Below are 21,158 nucleotides of genomic sequence, written 5' to 3' on the forward strand. Positions count from 1 at the left end.
TTTCAGTTATCGTTGTGGTCCAGGAAGTCTCCCACCACCCGCATGCACGCATCTTGCTCTTCGACATGCGGCATGTGGCTGGAATGCTCGAATATCTCCCAGCGCGACCCCTTGATGCCGTCCTTGTAGGGCTGCACGGTCGCGGGCGTGGCCTCGTCGTGACGTCCGGAGATGATCAGCGTGGGAACATCGATGGCCGGCAGACGGTCGACGATGCTCCAGTTCTTCAACGTTCCGATGACGTGGAACTCGTTTGGCCCATTCATCAGATTATAGACGGTCGGATTGCGCACGACCTGGGCGAAACTTTCCGTGACTTCGGGCGGGAAAGGCACGACCCGGCAGACATGCCGCTCGTAGAACACCATCGTCGCCGCCTGGTACGCCGCATCGTCCGTCGTGCCGGCCTGCTCGTGCCGGGTCAGAGTCTCCTGCACATCGGCGGGCAGATCCGCACGCAACCGGTGGGCCTCTTCGACCCACAGCTTCATGGACGCCGGTGAGTTGGCAATGGTCAGCGATTTCAGACCCTTCGGCCGCGTCACGGCATATTCGGCGCCCAGCATGCCGCCCCAGCTCTGGCCGAGCACGTGGAAGCCCGCCCGAATGCCGAGGTGGTCGACCAGGTTTTCAAGCTCGTCGATGAACAGCCCAGGTGTCCAGAAATCGGCGCCCTTCTCAGGCAGTAAGGTGGAATTGCCGCAGCCCAACTGGTCGTAATGAATGACGGCGCGATCCCTTCGCGCAAGAAGCTTGTAGGCATCGACATAATTGTGGGCGACGCCCGGGCCGCCATGCAGGATCACCACCGGTGCCTTTTCGCCACCGAGTTCGCCACTGACCCGATACCAGGTCTCGTAGGCACCGAAAGCGCCCCGTCCTTCCATGCCGATGATCTCAGATGACATCCCAGTTCCCAGTGCGGTTGAAGGCATCTTGTATTTGTCCGTGACGACGGGGGCCTAACTTATGTTTCGGCTGACCTGCACCCACTCTTCCAGCATCTGCACGCCAAATGCCGTGGCACCTTGCCTGCCGAGAGGCCGATCGGTGTCGGTCAGTTCCTTGCTGGCGATGTCGAGATGCACCCAGGGGCGATCTTCCGTGAAATGGCGCAGGAAGGCCGCGGCATAGGGAGCGTCGCCGTCCTCCATGTCCTTGGCATGATGCCTGAGGTCCGCGAACGGCGATTGCAGGCCCTCATCATAGGCCCGGTCGAGCGGCAGCCGCCAGAACCGTTCGCCGACCGTTTCTCCGGCCGCGATCATCTGTGACGCGATGGCATCGTCGGTGCTGAACAGGCCGGCGAATATCGAGCCCAGGCCACGCGTCACCGAATAGGTCAGCGTTGCCAGATCGACGATCACCGAAGGGTTGAAGCGCGTGGCTGCATAGTGGAGGCAGTCGGCCAGAAGCAGGCGTCCTTCCGCGTCCGTGTCGAACACTTCCACGGTCTGTCCCGAGGCCGTGGTGATGATGTCGCGCGGTTTGAGCGCGGTGCCCGATGGCATGTTCTCGGCGATGCCGAGAACACCGACAACGTGTACCGGGCTGCCTTGCCGGGCGAGCGCGATCAGCAGGCCGACCACAGCGGCCGCTCCGCCCATGTCGGCTTTCATGTCGAACATCTGCGCTCCGCCCTTGATGCAGAGGCCTCCCGAATCGAAGCAGACGCCCTTGCCGACGAAAGCGAGTGGTTGAGCGGGCGCACCCTTGCCCCGGTAACGCAGGACAGCGACCCGGGGCGGGCGCGCCGAGCCCGATCCAACAGCAAGAAGCGCGTTCATGCCGAGCTCCTTCAGTTGCACGGCATCGAGCATTTCGATGTCGATTCCGGCTTCACGCAGCGGCTCCAGATGATCATGGAAATTGTCGGGATGGAGATGGTTCGGCGGCAGGTTGACCAGGGTCCGCGCATATTCGACACCGTCGGCGATGGCATTGATCCGCGCCAGCGCCGCGGTCAGATCCGGGCCGCGGGCCCCGACCAGTTTCACCCGCAAGGTTCGATCCGCTCCCGCCCCTTGCCGCCGGTTGCGCATGTCGAAACGATAGCGGCGCAGCCGCATGCCGAGCGCGACACGCGCCAGGATTTCGGCTCCGGGCAGGTCAACGCCGGCGATGGGGTCCAGGACCAGCGTGGCCGCGCATTCTCCCTTGCCCTCCAGATGCGCGGCAAGCAGACCGCCGGCGCGTGCCAACGACAGGGCGGTTACGGTTTCAGCTTTGCCCAAGGCCAGGACGACCACGCGCTTAATCGATACGGCCTGAGGAGCAATAAGATCGATGCAGGTGCCGGATTCGGCCAAGGCGGCCGGGTCGGAGCAGGCGCGAGAGAGAATCCCGCTCATCTCGGCATCCAGGGCGACTGCCCGCGGGCCAAAGCCCGTGTGGGCAGTTTGCAAAATCACGACGACAGAGGCTTCGGCGGAAATCTCGTCCGCGGTCTCGAAAACCGGCGCTGGCGATTGAGGCATAGGCTGGCGCTCTCTCCAATTGCGGCAACACCAGCCGGTAGCGAGCAACGCTTCGCTCGCCCCGGTGGAGACTGGTCAAGCCGGTCTCCGCCGTTCGTGGTATAATGCCGGTCCCCAAACAGTCGCTTTCTTGAGACGACTTAATTGCTCTTGTCTTCTGGGTATCCCCTAACGGGGCAGGCGATCAAACGCGAATTCTGCCCATGTCGATTGACAAAAACTCAACTGACAATTCATGATCGGCCAATGGCCCTTCCCTCACTCAATGGCATGCGCGCTTTCGAGGCCGCCGCTCGCCTCGGCAGCGTCAAGGACGCGGCGGAAGAACTGCATCTGACACCCTCGGCTGTCAGCCGCCACATCCGCGCGCTTGAACGAAATCTTGGCCAGGACCTGTTCGAACGCGGTTTTCGCCAGATAACCCCAACCATCAGGGGCTCCTACTATGCGCGCAGCCTCTCGGAGGCGTTCGAAGCCATCTGGCGCGCCACCGATGACGTCAGCCTCTCCGAGGGGTCGCGCCACGGCAAGATCCAACGTGTGCGGGTCTTGTGCGTGCCCACCGTTCTGAACCTTTGGCTGGCGGATCGGTTGCCGAACTTTCGCCGGTTGCATCCGTCGGTGGATCTGGAGATTTCCACTTCAGGCAAGCGCGCCAACTTCGATTTGGCCATTGTCGACGAGTTCGTCTACAAGGCCGGCCCGGCTTTGACGCTGCTGATCCCGCTGCTTTTGACGCCGGTCTGTGCGCCTTCGCTTTTGGAGGGGCCTGTGCCGCTGCGATCGCCGGACGATCTGGTCAATCATCATCTGATCCATGAATGCGAAACCATGAGATGGAAGCGTTGGCTGGAGCAGGAAGGCGTTCTGGAAACGACGCCAAAATCCAGCACAACACTGGATGATTGCACCTTGATCATGCGCGAAGCGATCAATGGCGCGGGAATAGCGCTCGCGGACACGATGATGGCGCAAGATTTTCTGCAGCAAGGCAAACTGGTCGCCCCGTTCCGTGCCCGCCACACCTATCCGGCCGGCATTTACCTGCATCAGCGTCGCAGCATCGGCAACAAACCAGGCACCGGCCTGTTTCAGGATTGGCTGCTCGCCGAAGTCGCGGATCACAAGCAGCTTATGGCCATCACCTAGATGGCCCCCTACCGAAGAGTCGGGAGCCACCGCTTCAGATTGGAATCCCGGCGTCGAACTTCGAATCATCCGTGCCGGGCTCAGCGATGACCCACCATCGCCGTGCATCGATAATCGCAGTTCTCATTGAATATCTTTAAGGCCAAAGCCGGCAAATAGGTTGCTTGTCGGTTCCCCTGCGGCAGGCTTAACCTGCACGCGGCCAACGCGTGAGGGCGCGTGCTGCAAAAGGGGACCATTGCAATGACAATACAGGGTGCTTCACCTGATCTCTATAACGAGGATCTGGCTCCAGCCAAAGTTCGAAACTGGGGACCATTCTCGATCTTCAACGTCTGGACGTCGGACGTTCACAGCCTCTGGGGCTACTATCTCGCCGCCAGTCTGTTCCTGTTCTGCGGCGGCTTTGTCAATTTCATCATCGCCATAGGCATCGGATCGCTGATCATCTACGCGCTGATGAACATGGTCGGCTATGCCGGCGTGAAGACGGGCGTGCCCTACCCCGTGCTTGCCCGCGCCTCTTTCGGCATCTGGGGCGCCAACATACCGGCACTGGTGCGCGCCATCGTCGCCTGCTTCTGGTACGGCGCGCAGACGGCTGCCGCCTCCGGCGCTATCGTGGCGCTGTTGATCCGCACGCAATGGTTCGCCGATTTCAACGCCAGCACGCATTTCCTCGGCCATACCGGCCTGGAGGTGATCTGCTTCGTGGTTATCTGGGCGCTGCAACTGCTGATCATCCAGAACGGTATGGAAACCGTGCGCCGCTTCCAGGACTGGGCCGGCCCCGCGGTGTGGGTGATGATGCTGATCCTGGCGATCTATCTCTGCGTCAAATCCGGGAGATTTGCCTTCACCAGCGACATCCCGATGGACGTGTTGCTGGACAAGACGAAGGACGCGGGCGTGCCCGGCACGCCCGGCTCGTGGACTTCGCTGTTTGCGGTGGCAGCAATCTGGGTCACCTATTTCTCGGCGCTCTATCTCAACTTCTGCGATTTCGCCCGTTACGCGCCGGACAAGGCATCGCTGCGCAAGGGCAACATCTGGGGTCTGCCGATCAACCTCATCCTGTTCTCGCTGGTCGCCGGCGTCACCACCATTGCCGCCTTTGACGTCTATGGCGAAGTGCTGCTGCATCCCGACCAGATCTCGGCGAAATTCGACAGCTGGTTCCTGGCGGCGCTCGCGGCCCTGACCTTTGCAGTTGCGACCCTGGGCATCAACGTGGTCGCCAATTTCGTCTCGCCGGCCTTCGACTTCTCCAACGTCTTCCCCAGGCAGATCGACTTCAAGAAGGGCGGCTATATCGCGGCCGTCATTGCCCTGCTGCTCTATCCCTTCGCGCCATGGGAAGGCAGTGCCGCTTCCTTCGTCAACATCATCGGCGCGACGATGGGGCCGATCTTCGGGGTGATGATGGTCGACTACTACCTGATCCGGAAGGGTGAGGTCGACGTCGAGGCGCTTTACCGCGAAGACGGCGAGTTCCGTTTCCAGGGCGGCTGGCACGTCAATGCCTTTATCGCCGCCGGCATCGGCGCCATCTTCTCGTCGATCCTGCCCAACTTCACCAACTGGCTGCCGTCCTGGTGGGGCGTCTATGGCTGGTTCTTCGGCGTGGCGATCGCCGGCATCATCTACTACGTGCTGCGCACCGCCGCCCTTGGCGCCGGAGCGAAGACGGCAAAGGCTTGAAAATGAGGCAGTAGGCAGTAGGTGTGAGGGAGTAGAGAACCGCTTCCCTACTGCCTACTGCCCACCATCTCGGCCAGTTTTCGCACCGTGTTCCAGTTGCGTGAGGTACCGACGCCCAGACGCTTGTGGCTCGCTGCGGTCAGAAGCCGTGAACTGGGTGCGGCGCGCGAGAAGACAATCCAGATATTGCCAGCGACGGCGTGCATCTTTTCGTCTTTGCCGACATAGGAGCCGAGCGCCGTGACGGCTTCGTCCGGCACCGGCCGGCGCATCACGCGCACCGCCACCTGATCCGCGGTCGCATTCGATTCATCTGGAAACGGATTGCCGGCGGCAAGCTTCAGCCAGTCCTCGGCACCGCGCACGATGATATCGACATGGCGGCCGAAGGTTTTTTCGAAGGCTGCTTCCAGCCGCTGTTCCAGGTCGGCGATATCAGTTGCCGGTGCCTCGAAGACCAGATTGCCCGTCGCCACCAGCGTGCGCGGGTTGTTCAGCCCGAGCTCTTCGGCCATGGCCTTGAGGTCGGCCATGACGACCCGGCGGCCCTCGCCCAGGATGATGCTGTAAAGCAGCGCGACATAGGTCTGCATTGCCGCCCGACCTGATCGCTACACCAACCGGCTCTGCTCCACCGCCGCCTCGATGAAACTGGCGAACAGCGGATGCGGGTCGAGCGGCCGGCTTTTCAGTTCCGGATGATATTGCACGCCGATGAACCAGGGGTGGTCTGGATACTCGACCGTCTCCGGCAGCACGCCGTCGGGCGACATGCCGGCGAATACCAGGCCGCAATCCTCGAGTCGCTCCTTGTAGTCGATATTGACCTCGTAGCGGTGGCGATGGCGCTCGAAAATCTGTGTGTCGCCGTAAATCTCGGCGATCTTGGAGCCCTTGGCGAGTTCGGCCTGATAGGCGCCGAGCCGCATCGTGCCGCCGAGATCGCCGGTTTCCCGGCGCTTCTCCAGCATGTTGCCTTTCAGCCATTCGGTCATCAGGCCGACGACCGGTTCCTCGGTCGGACCAAACTCGGTCGAAGACGCATGTTCGACGCCGGCCAGCGACCGCGCCGCCTCGATGCAGGCCATCTGCATGCCGAAGCAGATGCCGAAATACGGCACCTTGCGCTCGCGCGCGAACTTCGCCGCCAGTATCTTGCCTTCGGCACCGCGCTCGCCAAAGCCGCCGGGAACCAGGATGCCATGCACCTTTTCCAGCCATGGCGTCGGATCCTCCTTTTCGAAGATCTCCGATTCGATCCAGTCGAGCTTGACCTTGACGTGGTTGGCCAGGCCGCCATGCGACAGCGCCTCGATCAGCGATTTGTAGGCATCCTTGAGGCCGGTATATTTGCCGACCACGGCGATGGTGACCTCGCCTTCCGGATTGTGGATGCGGTTGGACACCGCCTGCCAGGGCTCCATGCGCGGCTTCGGCGCCGGATCGATGCCGAAGGCGGCCAGCACTTCCGAATCGAGCCCTTCCCTATGGTATGCCATCGGCACATCGTAGATATGCGGCACGTCGAGCGCCTGGATCACGGCACTTTCGCGCACATTGCAAAACAGCGACAGTTTTCTGCGCTCTTCCTTGGGAATGGCGCGATCGGCGCGGACCAGCAGGATGTCGGGCGCGATGCCGATGCCGCGCAGTTCCTTGACCGAATGCTGGGTCGGCTTGGTCTTCAGCTCGCCGGCCGTCGGGATGTAGGGCATCAGCGTCAGATGCACGTAGACGGCGTTGTTGCGCGGCAGGTCGTTGCCGAGCTGGCGTATCGCTTCCAGGAACGGCATCGCCTCGATGTCGCCGACCGTGCCGCCGATCTCGCAAAGCACGAAATCATAGTCGTCATTGCCGTTGAGGACGAAATTCTTGATCTCGTCGGTGACGTGCGGAATGACCTGCACGGTTGCGCCGAGATAATCGCCGCGCCGCTCGCGCTCGATGATGTTCTTGTAGATGCGGCCGGTGGTGATGTTGTCCTGCTGATTGGCGGAGCGGCCGGTGAAGCGCTCGTAATGGCCAAGATCGAGATCGGTTTCCGCGCCATCATCAGTGACGAAAACCTCGCCATGCTGGTACGGCGACATCGTGCCCGGATCGACATTGAGGTAGGGGTCGAGTTTTTTGATGCGTGCGCGATAGCCTCGCGCCTGCAGGAGAGCCCCAAGGGCCGCTGCGGCTATGCCTTTTCCAAGTGAGGAAACCACGCCGCCTGTGATGAATACATATCGCGCCATGGGAGTCATCGCTTAACGCGGCCGGATTGATTCCGCCAGAGAAAAAACCACCGCGAAGGTTTTTTCCCAAGAAGGCGCTCGGATCGTGAACAGGGCAAAACAAAAGGGCCGGCTGAGCCGGCCCTTTCGGCAGGATGACGAAAACGTCAGATGATAACGACCTTGGTGCCAACCCTGACGCGGCTGTAGAGGTCCATGACGTGCTCGTTGATCATGCGGAAGCAGCCATTCGAGGCGCTGGTTCCGATCGACTGCGGCGCGATGGTGCCGTGGATGCGCAGATGCGTGTCCTTCTTGCCGTCATAGAGATAGATGGCGCGCGCGCCGAGCGGATTCTGACCACCGCCGGGCATGCCGTCCTTGTACTGGCCGTAATGCTTCGGCTCACGCTTCTGCATGTCCAGCGTCGGGATCCAGCGCGGCCATTCCTGCTTGTCGCCGACCGCAACCGTACCCTTGTACTGCAGACCCTCGCGGCCGACCGCAATGGCGTAGCGGCGGGCGGTGGAGGACGATTCGACGAGGTAGAGGCGCCGCGCGCTGGTGTCGATGACGATGGTGCCCGCATCGTAACCGCTGAATTCCACGTCCTGCGGCACGAATTCCGGCTTCACCTTGAACTGCTTCTTGGCTTCCCTCTTGGCGAGCACCTGGTCGAGAGCCCGTGTCTCAGGGAGATAGCTTATCGAAGACCCGGACGAGGTGCCGCCGAAGAGACCGGCGAACAGACCACCGCTGCTCGGCTGCTTCTGGCCGATGACCTCGCTGCGCAGCTCGCCATTGTTGCCGGTCAAGGCGACGTTCATCGCCTCTGCCGGAAGCGGCTCTGCCGACTGGATCGGCGCGATCGGTTCGATAGGCTCGATGATCTTGGCAACCTGCTTCTTGGCCGGCTTGGCATCGGCCACCTCGGTTGCCGGCGCGCTCTTGCCCTTCTTGGCAAGGAACGCCTGCCGTTCAGCGTCGGCCTTGGCCTTGGCCGCCTCGCGCATCGCCAGTTTCCTGGCTTCGAGCGCCTTGGCTTTGGCGGCCTCCTTGTCGGCAACGATCTTGGCCTCGATCTTCTTGATCTGGGCGAGGTCGTCGGGCGTCGGGTTTTTCTTCTTCTTGAGAAGCTTCAATTGCGACGCGTCACTTTTGACGGCGACGTTGATGGCGGAGGTTGTTTCAACCGAAGGCTGTGCGGCCATATTGGCTGGAACGCCAGCGAAAGCGGGGGAACTGATGCCGATTGCGGCACAAAGTCCCAGGAAAATGAAGCTGCGAAGCTGCATGGCGAAGATCCGATCGTTCTATGCGTGTTGCCCACGGCGTCGCCCAGCGCCCCCCAAGGGCGCCGGAAGTGCCGCGCGCAATCTATAGTCGAATAAGCGCGGGGGCCTCAAGCGTGAGGTCGTACCTCACCCAGTCGAATCTTTGTGATCTCGCTGCATTTGCCGCGACTGTGTTCAAACGAGCACAGATCGCGGCTTCAGCCGCCGAAGACTACTGGTTTGGAACCTGCGGGGCCGCCGGCGCGGCGGGAGCCGTGCCGTTGGTCGCCGGCGGCGTCGAGCCGGCGGCAGGCGCAGTGGCCGGAGCCGCGGCATCGTTGCCTGACGGCGGCGTCGGCGTGGTGGTGCCTGCGGGCGCCGGGGTGGTCGTGCCGGGTAACTGGTTGAGCACGCCTTTGCCTGCACCGTCCGATGTCGCCGGCACGCGGTCGAGGATGTCGATCGGCTTCTCGCCGTAGCGGGCGACGATCGACAGGGTCAAGGAGGTGGCGAAGAAGGCGGCCGCCAGGATCGCCGTCGCACGCGTCAGCGCATTGGCAGCGCCACGCGCGGTCATGAAGCCGGAGCCGCCACCGATGCCGAGGCCGCCGCCTTCGGAGCGCTGCAGCAGCACCACGCCGACAAGGGCGAGCACAACCATGAGATGGATGACGATCAGTACGGTTTCCATAGTTTATCCTGGCAAGGCCTTGCCCGGCCGCGGACACGACCGGTGAATTGGAGGCGGCTCAATACAATGCTTTGACGGCATTTCCAAGCCCGTGGCCGGAATATGGGAAGCAACCCGTCCTTTGCAACGATTTCAGGCACCGGAAGCCCTGTCCGGCGTGGCGAATGTCTTCAAGCAATATTGCGATAGGCCTCGGCAATAGCTAGGAAATCCGCCGCTTTCAGGCTGGCGCCGCCGACCAGCGCCCCGTCGACATTCCTGACGCCGAGCAATTCGACCGCGTTGGAAGGCTTGACCGAGCCGCCATAGAGAATGCGCACCTTGGCCGCAACGCCGCCGAGCTTTTCCGACAGCTTTTCGCGAATATGCGCGTGTGCTTCGGCCACATCGGCGGCGGTCGGCGTCAGGCCGGTGCCAATCGCCCATACCGGCTCATAAGCAATGATGGTGTTGGACGGTGTGGCGCTTGGCGGCACCGAGCCGTCGACCTGCCGCGACAGCACGTCCAGCGTCGCGCCCGCTTCGCGCTGCCGCTGTGTCTCGCCAATGCAAATGATGGCCACGAGCCCGGCACGCCAGGCGGCGGACGCCTTGGCCTGGACCGTCGCGTCATCCTCGCCGCGTTGCTCGCGGCATTCCGAATGGCCGACGACGACATGGCTGGCGCCGGCATCCCTGAGCATTTCCGCCGAGATGCAGCCGGTGTAGGCGCCGCTCTCCTTGGTATGGCAATCCTCACCGCCGGCATGCACCGGCGTGCGTGACAGGATCTCCGCGGCGTGGGCAAGCAGGGTCGCGGGAACGCAAACCAACGCTTCGGTCTCCGCGTCAAGTCCGCTCATGAAACCGTTGCCGATCATCCTGAGTTCGTTGAGCGAGGCACTGGTGCCGTTCATTTTCCAGTTGCCGGCGACGAGCGGGCGAATTCCTGGCGTCATGGGTTTGCTTCTCCGGGCGATATCGGGCTCTGGCCCTCACTACCAAAATCAGGCCACAAAGCAATCGACAGTGGACCGGAAGGGCGCTATTGCGCTTGTTTCAGACTCGGCGCATGCGAAAATGCGCATAAATCGGAAGTAAAAATGCTTGGTATATTGAGAAGCGCGGCAGGCACCTGGGTCGCGAAGGGACTGTTGGTGCTGCTGGTGCTCAGCTTTTTGGTCTGGGGCGTTTCCGGACGGCTGATGGGCGGTTTGGCCGGCCATGATTCGGTCATAACGGCTGGCGGCACCAAAGTGTCGATCAACGAATACCGTCTCGCCTACGATCGCCAGCTCGCCGTCATGTCGCAACAGTTCGGCCAGCGTCTCAGCCACGAACAGGCAAAGGCGCTCGGCGTCGACAACCAGGTGTTGGCTCAGCTCGTCTCTGGTGCCGTTCTCGACGAACAGGCCCGCAAGCTGGGCCTCGGACTTTCCAAGGACCGACTGGCCGAGCTGACACGCGAAGACCCGGCCTTCAAAGGCCCAGGTGGCCAGTTCGACCGCAGAACGTTCGAATATATGCTGCAGCAGATTGGCATGCGGCCCGAGGACTATCTGAAGAACCGTGCCCAGGTGGCGGTGCGCCAGCAGATCGTCGAGGCTGTCTCGGATGGCCTCAAGGCTCCGGACACTTTCTTCAAGGCTGTTGCGCTCTATCGCGGCGAAGACCGCACCATCGACTATTTGACGCTGCCCAAGGCACTGGTCGAGCCGATCGCGGTACCGTCCGATAGCGTGCTCTCGGCCTATTTCGAAGCCAACAAGAAGACATATGCGGCACCCGAATACCGCAAATTCTCCTATGTCCGCCTCGAACCTGTCGACATCATGGATACGACCGCCGTCACCGACAGCCAGGTCAGCGACGACTACAACAAGAACAAGGCGCGTTACACCACGCCGGAACTGCGCACCGTCGAGCAGCTCGTGTTCAAGACGCCGGATGCGGCCAAGGCCGCACTCGATTCGCTCAAGGCCGGCGCTACTTTCGACAAGCTGGTCACGGCGGAAGGCAAGACGCCGGCCGACACGCTGCTCGGCACGCTTGCCAAGGACAAGATCGCGGACAAGGCGGTCGCCGACGCGGCCTTTTCGCTCAATGCCAATGAAGTCAGCCAGGTCGTGCAAGGCGCCTTCGGTCCGGTGCTGCTGCGCGTCACCGAGATTAAGCCCGAGGTGGTGAAGCCACTGGCCGAGGTGTCCGATCAGATCCGCAAGGATCTGGCGCTGGGCGAGGCAAGCCGCATCCTTCTGGACGTGCGCGACAATTACGATGACACCCGCGCCGCCGGCAGTTCGCTGGCAGAGGCCGCGGCCAAGCTGAAGCTGAAGGTCGTCACCATCGACGCCATCGATCGCAGTGGGCTGCGGCCAGATGCAAGCATCGTCAAGGACCTGCCGCAATCGCCGGAGCTGATCAAGGCGGTCTTCGACGCCGAACCCAACACGGAAAACGATGCCTTGACCACAGCCGACAACGGCTTCGTCTTCTATGAGGTGGCGTCCATCACGCCGGCTCGCGACCGCACGCTGGATGAGGTTCGTCAGAAAGTCGTCGCCGACTGGACGGCGGCGGAAATAAGCAACCGGCTGGCCGCCAAGGCTGACGAGCTGGAAAAGCGGCTCAAGGCCGGCGCAACGCTCGATGTCATCGCCAGCGAACTGAAGCTCGAAAAGCAGACCAAGCGCGGTGTCAAGCGTGAGGCTGACGACGTCGATTTCGGTAAGGAGGGTGCGGCAGCGATGTTCGGTGTCGGCGAAGGCGGTACCGGCCTGATCCCCTCGCCCACCGGCGACGGGCAGATCCTGTACAAGGTCGCCGAAGTGTTCGAGCCCGCCGGAGCCGATGCCAGCTCGGTGCCGGATGACGCACAGAAATCCTTCACCTCCGGCATGTCGGACGACCTGCTCGACCAATTGGTGGCGCAGTTGCAGACGCAGTACGACGTTCGCATCGACCAGGCCGCCGTCGCCCAAGCCTCGACAAGATGAGCGCGCTGAAAACCCATATCGCCAAGATCGCGACCGGTAGCGCGCTTTCCTTCGAGGAAGCGCGCGAGGCTTTCGACATCATCATGTCGGGTGATGCGACCCCCGGCCAGATCGGCGGCTTCCTGATGGCGCTGCGCGTGCGCGGCGAGACGGTGAGCGAGATTTCAGGCGCCGTCGCAACCATGCGGGCCAAGATGCTGCACGTCGACGCGCCCACCGATGCCGTCGACATCGTCGGTACCGGCGGCGACAATTCTCACAGCGTCAACATTTCGACGGCATCGGCCTTCGTCGTTGCCGGCAGCGGCGTGCCGGTTGCCAAACACGGCAATCGCGGCCTGTCGTCGCTGACAGGGGCAGCCGATGTGCTGGTGGCGCTCGGGGTCAAGATCGACATCTCGCCCGATTTCATTAGCCGTTGCATCCACGAGGCAGGCGTTGGCTTCATGTTCGCGCCCGCGCATCATCCTGCGATGAAGCATGTCGGCCCGACCCGCGTCGAACTCGGCACCCGCACCATATTCAACCTGCTCGGGCCGCTCTCCAATCCGGCCGGCGTCAAGCGGCAGCTGGTCGGTGTGTTCCTGCCGGAATGGATCCTGCCGGTTGCCGAGACGCTGAAGGCGCTGGGTGCCGAGCATGTCTGGGTCGCCCATGGCGACGGCTATGACGAGATCACCACCACCGGCGAGACGCAGGTCGCCGAACTGATCGGCGGCGAAATCCGCAGCTTCACGCTGACCCCTGAAGCGGTTGGGCTAGCGCGCCATAGCAAGGATGAGTTGCGCGGCGGCGATGCGGACTACAACGCCAAGGCCTTGCGCGATATGCTGGGCGGCGGCGCCGGCGCCTATCGCGACACCGTGCTGATGAACGCCGGTGCCGGACTGGTTGTGGCCGGCAAGGCGACGACGCTTGGCGACGGCATCGCGGCGGCGGCGCAAGCCATCGATAGCGGCCGTGCCCTGCAAGTGCTCGACAGGCTGGTCGAGATTTCGAACGGATAACGGATAGAGCGTGTCTGACATTCTTCGCAAGATCGAGGCCTACAAGCGCGACGAGATCGCGGCGGCAAAGGCACGCGTGCCGTTGGCCGAAATCAAGGTCCGGGCAAAAGATGCCGACGCACCGCGCGGTTTTCTTGCCGCACTGGAAGCGAAGCGCAAATCCGGCGCCTTCGCGCTGATCGCCGAGATCAAGAAAGCGAGCCCCTCCAAGGGTCTGATCCGTGCCGATTTCGATCCACCGGCTCTGGCGCAGGCCTATGCCAAGGGTGGTGCTGCCTGTCTTTCGGTGCTGACCGATGCACCGTCCTTCCAAGGTGCGCCTGAATTTCTCACCCGGGCGCGAGCCGCCGTCGCGCTGCCGGCGCTGCGCAAGGATTTCCTGTTCGATCCGTATCAGGTCTACGAAGCCCGCGCCTGGGGCGCGGATGCCATCCTGATCATCATGGCCAGCGTCGACGACGCCCTGGCGAGCGAACTCGAGGCGACGGCGTTCGAACTCGGCATGGATGCACTGGTCGAAGTGCATGACGAGACCGAGACGCAGCGCGCGCTAAAATTGTCGTCGCGACTGATCGGCATCAACAACCGCAATCTGCGTACATTCGAGACCAGCCTCGACACTTCCATGCGGCTGGCGACAATGGTGCCGGCCGACCGCTTGCTGGTCAGCGAGAGCGGTATTTTCTCGCATGACGACTGCCTCAGGCTGCAAAAAAGCGACATCGGCACTTTTCTTGTCGGCGAGAGCCTGATGCGGCAACAGGACGTCACCGCGGCGACGCGCCTGCTTCTGACAGGCAAGGCTTTGGCCGAGGCTATCTGACGATGGTATCAGGCCTTACCCATCTCGGCGCGCAGGGCGAGGCCAACATGGTCGATGTCGGCGACAAGGAAGAAACAACGCGCACGGCGATCGCCGAAGGCTTTGTCGCGATGCAGCCCGAGACGCTGAAGATGATCCTCGCCGGCAACGCCAAGAAGGGCGATGTGCTCGGCACCGCGCGCATCGCCGGTATCATGGCGGCGAAGAAGACGCATGAACTGATCCCGCTCTGTCATCCGCTGCTGCTGACCAAGGTCTCCGTCGACATCGAGCCCGACCATGCTTTGCCGGGCCTGAAGGTCACAGCACTCGCCCGCGTCACCGGCAAGACAGGCGTCGAGATGGAAGCGCTGACCGCCGCTTCGGTAGCCTGCCTGACCATCTACGACATGGCGAAAGCAGTCGACCGCGCCATGGTGATCTCCGGTATCCGCCTGGTCGAAAAGACCGGCGGCAAGTCGGGTGACTACAAGGTGAGTTCCTGATGGCGCTGGTTCCTATCGCGGAGGCGCTTGAACGCCTGCTCGATGGTGCGGCACCTCTAGCCGGCGAAAGCGTTCCTCTGTTCGAGGCAGTGGATCGTGTTCTGGCGGAACCGGTCGTTGCTCTTCGCACCCAGCCGCCTTTCAATGCTTCCGCCATGGACGGCTATGCGGCGCGCGCCGCCGACGTCACGTCGGTCCCATCCAGGCTGTCGGTGATCGGCATGGCGCCGGCTGGACGTGGCTTCGACGGCACGGTCGGCCAGACGCAGGCCGTGCGCATCTTCACCGGCGCGCCGCTGCCCGAAGGCGCCGACACCATCGTCATCCAGGAGAATGTCCGCGACCTCGGCGGCGGCGAAATCGAAGTGACCGAGCCGACGGCGCAATGGCGCAATATCCGCCGCATCGGGCTCGATTTTTCAACAGGCGACATGCTGCTGGAAAAAGGCCGCTTACTCGACCCGGCGGCACTGTCGCTGGCAGCATCGGCCAACCATCCTCGGGTCAGCGTGGTGAAACGGCCGCTGGTCGCTATCATCGCCACCGGCGACGAATTGCTGCCGCCGGGCAGTGATCTCGGCCCGGACCAGATCATCTCGTCCAATGCCTATGGCGTCGCTGCCACCGCACACTCGGTCGGCGCCCGCGCGCTCGATCTCGGCATTGCCGCCGATCGCAAGGAGGCCATCGCCGAACTGGTGCAAAAAGCGGTCGCGGCCGGTGCGGATGTCATCGTGACGCTTGGTGGCGCCTCGGTCGGCGATCACGACCTGATCCACGACGTGCTGACCGGCGAAGGCATGACGCTCGGCTTCTGGAAGATCGCCATGCGCCCCGGCAAGCCGCTGATGTTCGGCCGCCTCGGCGATATCAGGTGCATCGGCCTGCCCGGCAATCCGGTGGCAAGCCTGGTCTGCTCGCAACTGTTCCTGAAGCCGCTGCTGGCGCGGCTCGGCGGCCGCAATCATCGCCAGGACGTTCGCCAAGCGCGATTGGGCGCCGCAATGCCGGCCAATGATTTGCGCCAGGACTATGTCCGAGCCGTGGTCAGGGAAGATGACGGCGTGCTGGTGGCGACGCCGTTCGGTATCCAGGATTCCTCGATGCTGAGAATGCTGGCCGACGCCAACGGGCTGATCGTGCGGGCGCCGTTTGCCCCTGCAGCAGCCGCGGGCGAGGCTTGCAGCGTTTTGATGCTGCGCTGAGGAACCCCGAACAAGCCATTCATAACAGACGAGAAAATGATCCCGGCTCTAGTTCGAGATCAGGCTCTGCGTCAGCGGATGCGCCGAATCGGCAAGGCCTTCGACAATGCTGTAATGATGCCGGTCGGGCTCGACCACGGTTCTGGTGGTGGCGCCGAGGCCGGTCCAGATGTTGGCAAGCAACGCATTCTGACGCAGGAACTCGGCGCGCTCGCCGCCGCCGACCCAGCAAGTGATGCGGGCACCATCCATTGGCCTCAGCAGCGCCGGGCTTTCAGTCAGCGCCTCGTGCTCGTCGATGGCCAGCGCCGCGTTCATGCCGGTGCGCATGAGCGGACGCAGGTCATGCAGGCCTGAAATCGAGACGACATGGCGTATGCGCCGCGCCACATCGGCGGCCAGCGGCGTGCTTGTCGTCACCATCCGGGTGGCGAGATGGCCGCCGGCCGAATGTCCGGTCAGCATCAGCGGTCCGTCGACCATTGCCGCTGCCTCGCCGATTGCCGCCCCAATCTCGCTGACGATGCCGGCGATGCGTATGTTCGGGCACAGCGTGTAGGAGGGCATCGCCACGGCGAAGCCACTGCCGACCGCGCCATTGGCGAGGTGCGACCACAAGCTCTTGTCGGTCTCCAGCCAGTAACCGCCATGGATAATCACCACCAGCCCTTTGGGCGCGGCCCTGGGAAGGAAAAGATCGAGCCGATTGCGCGGTCCGTCGCCATAGGCGATGTCGAGCCGCGCCCGGCCCTGCGCCGACAGCGCATCGCGGAATGCTTGCGCTGGCTCCGCCCATGCAGACGGCCAGCGATCACTGCCCGCGATGTTGGCGCCGTTGGCATAGGCATCATCCCAATCGACGATGTGACGTTCGAACATCTGCGCCCTTCCCCAAGACGGCATCGCTACTTGCTAGCAATGGCCACCGCCATGCCATGCGTCAATGCCCTGAGCAAAAACATTTTAGGCTTGAAACAAATTTCGACTGGTGCGATCCTGCCCCAACGAACAGCCGACAATGGGAGGTCTGCTGTGCTGCCCGAACCTGCAGATGTTCACCCTTTCTGGGCGCATCTCAGCAGGTGCGATGGGTAGTACGAAGCTTCCTCAGAGCAGGACCTTAGGATCCACTACATCCGGCCAAGGCGCATCGCGCACTGGTCAGGCAGCAGACGGGATAGCGGCGACATGCTTGGGCCTTCAGCGCATATCGACACGTTCACGCGCGATCACCTGCCGCCGCCGGAGCAATGGCCTGAAATCCTGCTCGACGGCTTCGACTATCCCGAACGCCTCAACGCCGGTGTCGAACTGACCGACAGGCTGGTCGAAAAAGGTCTCGGCGACCACACCGCCCTGATCGGCAATGGCCGCCGCCGCACCTACAAGGAACTGTCCGACTGGACGAACAGGCTGGCCCACGCGCTGGTCGAGAATTACGGAGTCAAGCCGGGCAACCGGGTGCTGATCCGCTCGGCCAACAACCCCGCCATGGTCGCCTGCTGGCTGGCCGCCACCAAGGTCGGTGCCGTGGTCGTCAACACCATGCCGATGCTGCGCGCCGGCGAACTCGCCAAGATCGTCGACAAGGCCGAGATCACCGTTGCGCTCTGCGACACCAGGCTGATGGACGAGATGACCGTGTGCGCCAAGGACAGCGCATTCCTCAGGCAGGTCATCGGTTTCGACGGCACCGCCAACCATGATGCTGAACTCGATCGCGCCGCGCTCGACAAGCCGGTGACGTTCACCGCAGTCGACACGGGCCGCGACGATGTCGCCCTGCTCGGCTTCACCTCGGGCACGACAGGCGTTCCGAAGGCGACGATGCATTTCCACCGCGACCTCCTGATCATTGCCGACGCCTATGCACGCGAAATCCTGGAGGTGACGGCGGACGACATCTTCGTCGGCTCGCCGCCGCTGGCCTTCACCTTCGGCCTTGGCGGGCTCGCTATCTTTCCCCTGCGCTTCGGTGCGGCGGCGACGCTGCTGGAGCAGGCGACGCCACCCAACATGATCCACATCATCGAGACCTACAAAGCGACGATCTCCTTCACCGCGCCGACTGCCTACCGCGCCATGCTGAAGGCCATGGATGAAGGTGCCGACCTGTCGTCGCTGCGCGTCGCCGTTTCGGCCGGCGAAACCTTGCCCGCCCCGGTTTTCGAAGAGTGGACGAAAAAGACCGGCAAGCCGATCCTCGACGGCATCGGCGCCACCGAAATGCTGCACATCTTCATCTCCAACCGCTTCGATGACATGAGGCCTGCGTCGACCGGCAAGCCGGTGGGCGGCTATGAGGCGCGCATCGTCGATGACGAGATGCGCGAGGTGCCGCGCGGCACGACCGGCAGGCTGGCGGTGCGCGGCCCGACCGGCTGCCGCTACATGGCCGATGACAGGCAGAAGGAATATGTGCGCGACGGCTGGAACCTCACCGGCGACACCTTCACGCAGGACGAGGACGGCTTCTTCCATTTCGCCGCACGCTCCGACGACATGATCGTCAGCGCCGGCTACAACATCGCCGGTCCCGAGGTCGAGGCGGCGCTGCTGGCGCATCCGGACGTCGCCGAATGCGCGGTGATCGGTGCAGAGGACGCCGAACGCGGCCAGATCGTCGAGGCGCATGTCGTGCTGGTGCAGGGCGTCGCGCCCGACGCCCTCACCACCAAGCGCCTGCAGGACCATGTCAAGGCAACGATCGCGCCCTATAAATATCCGCGATCGGTAAAATTCATCGCCGCTCTGCCCAAGACCCAGACCGGAAAGATCCAGCGCTTCCGGCTGCGCACGGAGAAAATCAATTGAGCCAACCGTACGATCCGGCGTCCGAAGGCGCCCAGATGTCGTTCAAGGAGCGCATGTCCTACAGCGACTACCTGCACCTGGAGAAAGTGCTGGAGGCCCAGACGCCGCTGTCATCGGCGCATGACGAGATGCTGTTCATCATCCAGCATCAGACCTCCGAGCTCTGGATGAAGCTTGCTCTGCACGAGATTGGCGCCGCGATCCGTTCCATCCGCGCCGACCGGCTCGAGCCGAGCTTCAAGATGCTGTCGCGCGTTGCGCGCATCTTCGAGCAGCTGAACAATGCCTGGGACGTGCTGCGGACGATGACGCCCAGCGAATACACCGAGTTCCGCGACGCGCTCGGCCAGTCCTCGGGTTTCCAGTCCTGGCAGTATCGCGCCATCGAGTTCATGGCCGGCAACCGAAACCTGGCAATGCTCGGGCCGCACAAGCATCGGCCCGACCTGAGCGGGAAGCTGGAAGCGATCCTGGCCGAGCCGTCGCTCTATGACGAGGCTCTGCTGCTTTTGGCGCGCAACGGATTCGACATCGGTGCCGATGCCAGGCGCACGGACTGGCGTGAGACGCGAACCGAGAATGAAGAGGTGCTGGTCGCCTGGCAGACCATCTACCGCGATCCGCAGCGCTACTGGATGTTCTACGAACTGGCCGAGAAGCTGGTCGACTTCGAGGACTACTTCCGCCGCTGGCGCTTCAACCACGTCACCACGGTGGAGCGCATCATCGGCCTGAAACGCGGCACCGGCGGCACGTCGGGTGCTTCGTATCTGAAGAAAATGCTCGAGGTCGTGCTGTTCCCGGAGCTGTGGACGGTCCGCACCCGGCTCTGACGTCGAAATGAAAACAGGCACACCGAGGGGACGCGCTGTGGCGGAAAACCCTTCGCGAACAACCGGGGACTGACCGACCATGAGTGGAATTCCTGATCTCGCCGCAGTCGAAGCGATGGATGCCACGGATCCGCTGCGGGCCATGCGCGACCGTTTCATTCTGCCGGAGGGGATGATCTATCTCGACGGCAATTCACTGGGGGCAGCGTCTCATGCCGTTTTCAGCGAGCTGCAGCAGGCGGCGACCCAAGAATGGGCCCAGGATCTCATCCGAGCTTGGAACACGGCCGGATGGTTCGAGATGCCAATCGAACTCGGCGACCAGCTCGGACGCCTGATAGGAGCCGCGGCCGGCCAGACCGTTGTCTGCGACACGACATCGACCAACATCTACAAGGTGCTGCACGCGGCGATGGAGATGCGGCCCGGCCGGTCGGCCATCGTCGCCGAAGGTGACAGTTTTCCCACCGACCTGTACATCGCCGAAGGCGTGGCCTCGACCCGGGATGGCGTCCTGCTGCGCCTCGCGGGTGTCGACGCGCCGACCATCGAAGAGCTGATCGACGAAAACGTCGCGGTGGTGCTGGTCAATCACGTCAATTACAAATCGGGTGAACTGCGCGACATGGCGGCGCTGACGCGCAAAGCTCATGCGGCCGGAGCGCTGATCGTCTGGGATCTTTGCCACACCGCCGGCGCCCTGCCCGTCGAGCTCGATCACGCAAATGCCGATTTCGCCATCGGCTGCACCTACAAGTACCTCAACGGCGGTCCGGGCGCACCGGCCTTCATCTATGCCGCGCAGCGCCACCACGGCGATATCAGCCAGCCGCTCAGCGGCTGGTGGGGCCATGCGCGGCCCTTTGCCTTCGAACGGGGTTATGTTGCCGGCACCGGCATCCGCCGCTTTTTGTGCGGCACTCAGCCGATCCTGTCGATGCGGGCGCTCAAAGGCGCGCTTGCCATCTGGAATGACGTCGACATGGCGGCATTGCGAAAGAAGAGTGTCGCGTTGACAGAACTGTTCATCCAGCTCGTCGAAGCCAGGTGCGGCGCCTACGGTCTCACGCTGGAGACCACCCGCGACGCGACCAGGCGCGGCAGCCAGGTGTCGTTCCTTCACGATCACGGCTATCAAATCATGCGGGCGCTGATCGAGCGCGGCGTCATCGGTGATTTTCGTGCGCCATCGACCATCCGTTTCGGCTTCACGCCGCTCTATGTCGGCTACAAGAATGTGTGGCTGGCGGTTGAGGTGCTGGAGGATATTCTGCGCACGGGCGCATGGAAGGACCGCCGTTTCGCGGTCAAGGAAGCCGTTACCTGACGCAACGATCCCCGCGATCCACCGCCGCCGCCCTCACTGCCTGGCAGATGACGGAGGCTGAATTTCCAGCCACAAATGCCAACAGACGTTGGCGTTTTGGCTCCGTTTCGTTCACGGCAAACGAACGTCCCGAAGATTGATATCGTCCTTTGTGGAGGTCGATAGACTGATAATGCCA

Annotated in this window: 18 protein-coding genes; 10 read left to right on the forward strand and 8 right to left on the reverse strand. The window is 62.9% G+C overall.

What is annotated here, in order from left to right; all coding sequences use genetic code 11:
• Window positions 1-2: 2 nt before the first annotated feature.
• Window positions 3-908 carry a proline iminopeptidase-family hydrolase gene (locus NKJ11_RS20110; RefSeq protein ID WP_352794123.1) on the reverse strand — a complete coding sequence of 302 codons (906 nt, stop codon included), beginning with the start codon at window positions 906-908 and terminating at the stop codon, window positions 3-5.
• A 54-nt stretch (window positions 909-962) separates the two neighbouring features.
• Window positions 963-2,477 (reverse strand): leucyl aminopeptidase, encoded by a 1,515-nt coding sequence (locus NKJ11_RS20115; RefSeq protein WP_352794125.1) that lies wholly within the window; start codon window positions 2,475-2,477, stop codon window positions 963-965.
• 246 nt (window positions 2,478-2,723) lie between these two features.
• Between NKJ11_RS20115 and NKJ11_RS20120 the strand changes: the two genes are divergently transcribed.
• Both NKJ11_RS20120 and NKJ11_RS20125 read left to right on the forward strand, forming a co-directional pair.
• A complete protein-coding gene (locus tag NKJ11_RS20120; RefSeq protein WP_352794127.1) occupies window positions 2,724-3,626 on the forward strand; it encodes a LysR substrate-binding domain-containing protein in 903 nt (300 codons plus the stop codon).
• Window positions 3,627-3,869: 243 nt separating this feature from the next.
• Window positions 3,870-5,327 (forward strand): NCS1 family nucleobase:cation symporter-1, encoded by a 1,458-nt coding sequence (locus NKJ11_RS20125; RefSeq protein ID WP_352554857.1) that lies wholly within the window; start codon window positions 3,870-3,872, stop codon window positions 5,325-5,327.
• Between the two features lie 47 nt (window positions 5,328-5,374).
• Here the strand turns inward: NKJ11_RS20125 and NKJ11_RS20130 are convergent, their stop codons facing one another.
• The 5 genes from NKJ11_RS20130 to tpiA form a co-directional block, all read right to left on the reverse strand.
• Window positions 5,375-5,920: a DUF1697 domain-containing protein gene (locus NKJ11_RS20130; protein WP_352554856.1), complete on the reverse strand. Its 546-nt coding sequence runs from the start codon at window positions 5,918-5,920 to the stop codon at window positions 5,375-5,377.
• A gap of 18 nt (window positions 5,921-5,938) precedes the next feature.
• On the reverse strand, window positions 5,939-7,576 hold the full coding sequence (gene pyrG / locus NKJ11_RS20135) for a CTP synthase (protein WP_352554855.1): 1,638 nt from the start codon (window positions 7,574-7,576) through the stop codon (window positions 5,939-5,941).
• A gap of 137 nt (window positions 7,577-7,713) precedes the next feature.
• Entirely contained in the window at window positions 7,714-8,841 is a 1,128-nt protein-coding gene (locus tag NKJ11_RS20140; RefSeq protein ID WP_128303637.1) for a L,D-transpeptidase, read from the reverse strand.
• Window positions 8,842-9,052: 211 nt separating this feature from the next.
• Complete coding sequence (gene secG, locus NKJ11_RS20145; protein WP_352676368.1) at window positions 9,053-9,511, reverse strand: preprotein translocase subunit SecG; 459 nt, start codon at window positions 9,509-9,511, stop codon at window positions 9,053-9,055.
• A gap of 170 nt (window positions 9,512-9,681) precedes the next feature.
• Window positions 9,682-10,449 carry a triose-phosphate isomerase gene (gene tpiA / locus NKJ11_RS20150; RefSeq protein WP_352794128.1) on the reverse strand — a complete coding sequence of 256 codons (768 nt, stop codon included), beginning with the start codon at window positions 10,447-10,449 and terminating at the stop codon, window positions 9,682-9,684.
• A gap of 144 nt (window positions 10,450-10,593) precedes the next feature.
• Here tpiA and NKJ11_RS20155 point away from each other — a divergent pair, with 144 nt between their 5' ends.
• Genes NKJ11_RS20155 through NKJ11_RS20175 form a run of 5 tightly spaced genes read left to right on the forward strand, consistent with a single transcriptional unit; the run spans window position 10,594 to window position 16,006 of the window.
• The gene (locus tag NKJ11_RS20155; RefSeq protein ID WP_352794130.1) at window positions 10,594-12,486 is read left to right on the forward strand and encodes a SurA N-terminal domain-containing protein; all 1,893 of its coding nucleotides are present in this window, start codon (window positions 10,594-10,596) and stop codon (window positions 12,484-12,486) included.
• The gene (trpD, locus tag NKJ11_RS20160; protein ID WP_023812911.1) at window positions 12,483-13,493 is read left to right on the forward strand and encodes an anthranilate phosphoribosyltransferase; all 1,011 of its coding nucleotides are present in this window, start codon (window positions 12,483-12,485) and stop codon (window positions 13,491-13,493) included. Before NKJ11_RS20155 ends, trpD begins: the two co-directional genes overlap by 4 nt.
• Window positions 13,494-13,503: 10 nt before the next feature.
• Entirely contained in the window at window positions 13,504-14,316 is an 813-nt protein-coding gene (gene trpC / locus NKJ11_RS20165) for an indole-3-glycerol phosphate synthase TrpC (protein WP_128303633.1), read from the forward strand.
• 2 nt (window positions 14,317-14,318) lie between these two features.
• Entirely contained in the window at window positions 14,319-14,801 is a 483-nt protein-coding gene (gene moaC / locus NKJ11_RS20170) for a cyclic pyranopterin monophosphate synthase MoaC (RefSeq protein WP_352794131.1), read from the forward strand.
• Window positions 14,801-16,006 carry a molybdopterin molybdotransferase MoeA gene (locus NKJ11_RS20175; protein WP_352794132.1) on the forward strand — a complete coding sequence of 402 codons (1,206 nt, stop codon included), beginning with the start codon at window positions 14,801-14,803 and terminating at the stop codon, window positions 16,004-16,006. Before moaC ends, NKJ11_RS20175 begins: the two co-directional genes overlap by 1 nt.
• Window positions 16,007-16,054: 48 nt before the next feature.
• Here the strand turns inward: NKJ11_RS20175 and NKJ11_RS20180 are convergent, their stop codons facing one another.
• Window positions 16,055-16,909 (reverse strand): hormone-sensitive lipase, encoded by an 855-nt coding sequence (locus tag NKJ11_RS20180; RefSeq protein WP_502905808.1) that lies wholly within the window; start codon window positions 16,907-16,909, stop codon window positions 16,055-16,057.
• Between the two features lie 285 nt (window positions 16,910-17,194).
• Between NKJ11_RS20180 and NKJ11_RS20185 the strand changes: the two genes are divergently transcribed.
• The 3 genes from NKJ11_RS20185 to kynU all read left to right on the forward strand — a co-directional run bounded on the left by NKJ11_RS20185 (window position 17,195) and on the right by kynU (window position 20,980).
• Window positions 17,195-18,820 (forward strand): AMP-binding protein, encoded by a 1,626-nt coding sequence (locus NKJ11_RS20185; protein ID WP_128303630.1) that lies wholly within the window; start codon window positions 17,195-17,197, stop codon window positions 18,818-18,820.
• Entirely contained in the window at window positions 18,817-19,653 is an 837-nt protein-coding gene (gene kynA, locus NKJ11_RS20190; protein WP_031213580.1) for a tryptophan 2,3-dioxygenase, read from the forward strand. The genes NKJ11_RS20185 and kynA overlap by 4 nt, the downstream gene beginning before the upstream one ends.
• A gap of 79 nt (window positions 19,654-19,732) precedes the next feature.
• Window positions 19,733-20,980: a kynureninase gene (gene kynU, locus NKJ11_RS20195; protein ID WP_352794134.1), complete on the forward strand. Its 1,248-nt coding sequence runs from the start codon at window positions 19,733-19,735 to the stop codon at window positions 20,978-20,980.
• Window positions 20,981-21,158: the final 178 nt, after the last annotated feature.

The organism is Mesorhizobium sp. M0243 (assembly GCF_040321775.1).
GTDB lineage: Bacteria > Pseudomonadota > Alphaproteobacteria > Rhizobiales > Rhizobiaceae > Mesorhizobium.

Excerpts from the sequence above, each read along its gene's own strand:
- moaC (WP_352794131.1), top strand. The coding sequence starts at position 14,319 with ATGGTATCAGGCCTTACCCATCTCGGCGCGCAGGGCGAGGCCAACATG.
- NKJ11_RS20155 (WP_352794130.1), top strand. The coding sequence starts at position 10,594 with ATGCTTGGTATATTGAGAAGCGCGGCAGGCACCTGGGTCGCGAAGGGA.
- NKJ11_RS20120 (WP_352794127.1), top strand. The coding sequence starts at position 2,724 with ATGGCCCTTCCCTCACTCAATGGCATGCGCGCTTTCGAGGCCGCCGCT.
- NKJ11_RS20180 (WP_502905808.1), bottom strand. The coding sequence starts at position 16,909 with ATGCCGTCTTGGGGAAGGGCGCAGATGTTCGAACGTCACATCGTCGAT.
- NKJ11_RS20130 (WP_352554856.1), bottom strand. The coding sequence starts at position 5,920 with ATGCAGACCTATGTCGCGCTGCTTTACAGCATCATCCTGGGCGAGGGC.
- NKJ11_RS20140 (WP_128303637.1), bottom strand. The coding sequence starts at position 8,841 with ATGCAGCTTCGCAGCTTCATTTTCCTGGGACTTTGTGCCGCAATCGGC.
- NKJ11_RS20175 (WP_352794132.1), top strand. The coding sequence starts at position 14,801 with ATGGCGCTGGTTCCTATCGCGGAGGCGCTTGAACGCCTGCTCGATGGT.
- tpiA (WP_352794128.1), bottom strand. The coding sequence starts at position 10,449 with ATGACGCCAGGAATTCGCCCGCTCGTCGCCGGCAACTGGAAAATGAAC.
- trpD (WP_023812911.1), top strand. The coding sequence starts at position 12,483 with ATGAGCGCGCTGAAAACCCATATCGCCAAGATCGCGACCGGTAGCGCG.
- secG (WP_352676368.1), bottom strand. The coding sequence starts at position 9,511 with ATGGAAACCGTACTGATCGTCATCCATCTCATGGTTGTGCTCGCCCTT.
- NKJ11_RS20110 (WP_352794123.1), bottom strand. The coding sequence starts at position 908 with ATGTCATCTGAGATCATCGGCATGGAAGGACGGGGCGCTTTCGGTGCC.
- NKJ11_RS20185 (WP_128303630.1), top strand. The coding sequence starts at position 17,195 with ATGCTTGGGCCTTCAGCGCATATCGACACGTTCACGCGCGATCACCTG.
- NKJ11_RS20125 (WP_352554857.1), top strand. The coding sequence starts at position 3,870 with ATGACAATACAGGGTGCTTCACCTGATCTCTATAACGAGGATCTGGCT.
- NKJ11_RS20115 (WP_352794125.1), bottom strand. The coding sequence starts at position 2,477 with ATGCCTCAATCGCCAGCGCCGGTTTTCGAGACCGCGGACGAGATTTCC.
- kynU (WP_352794134.1), top strand. The coding sequence starts at position 19,733 with ATGAGTGGAATTCCTGATCTCGCCGCAGTCGAAGCGATGGATGCCACG.
- pyrG (WP_352554855.1), bottom strand. The coding sequence starts at position 7,576 with ATGACTCCCATGGCGCGATATGTATTCATCACAGGCGGCGTGGTTTCC.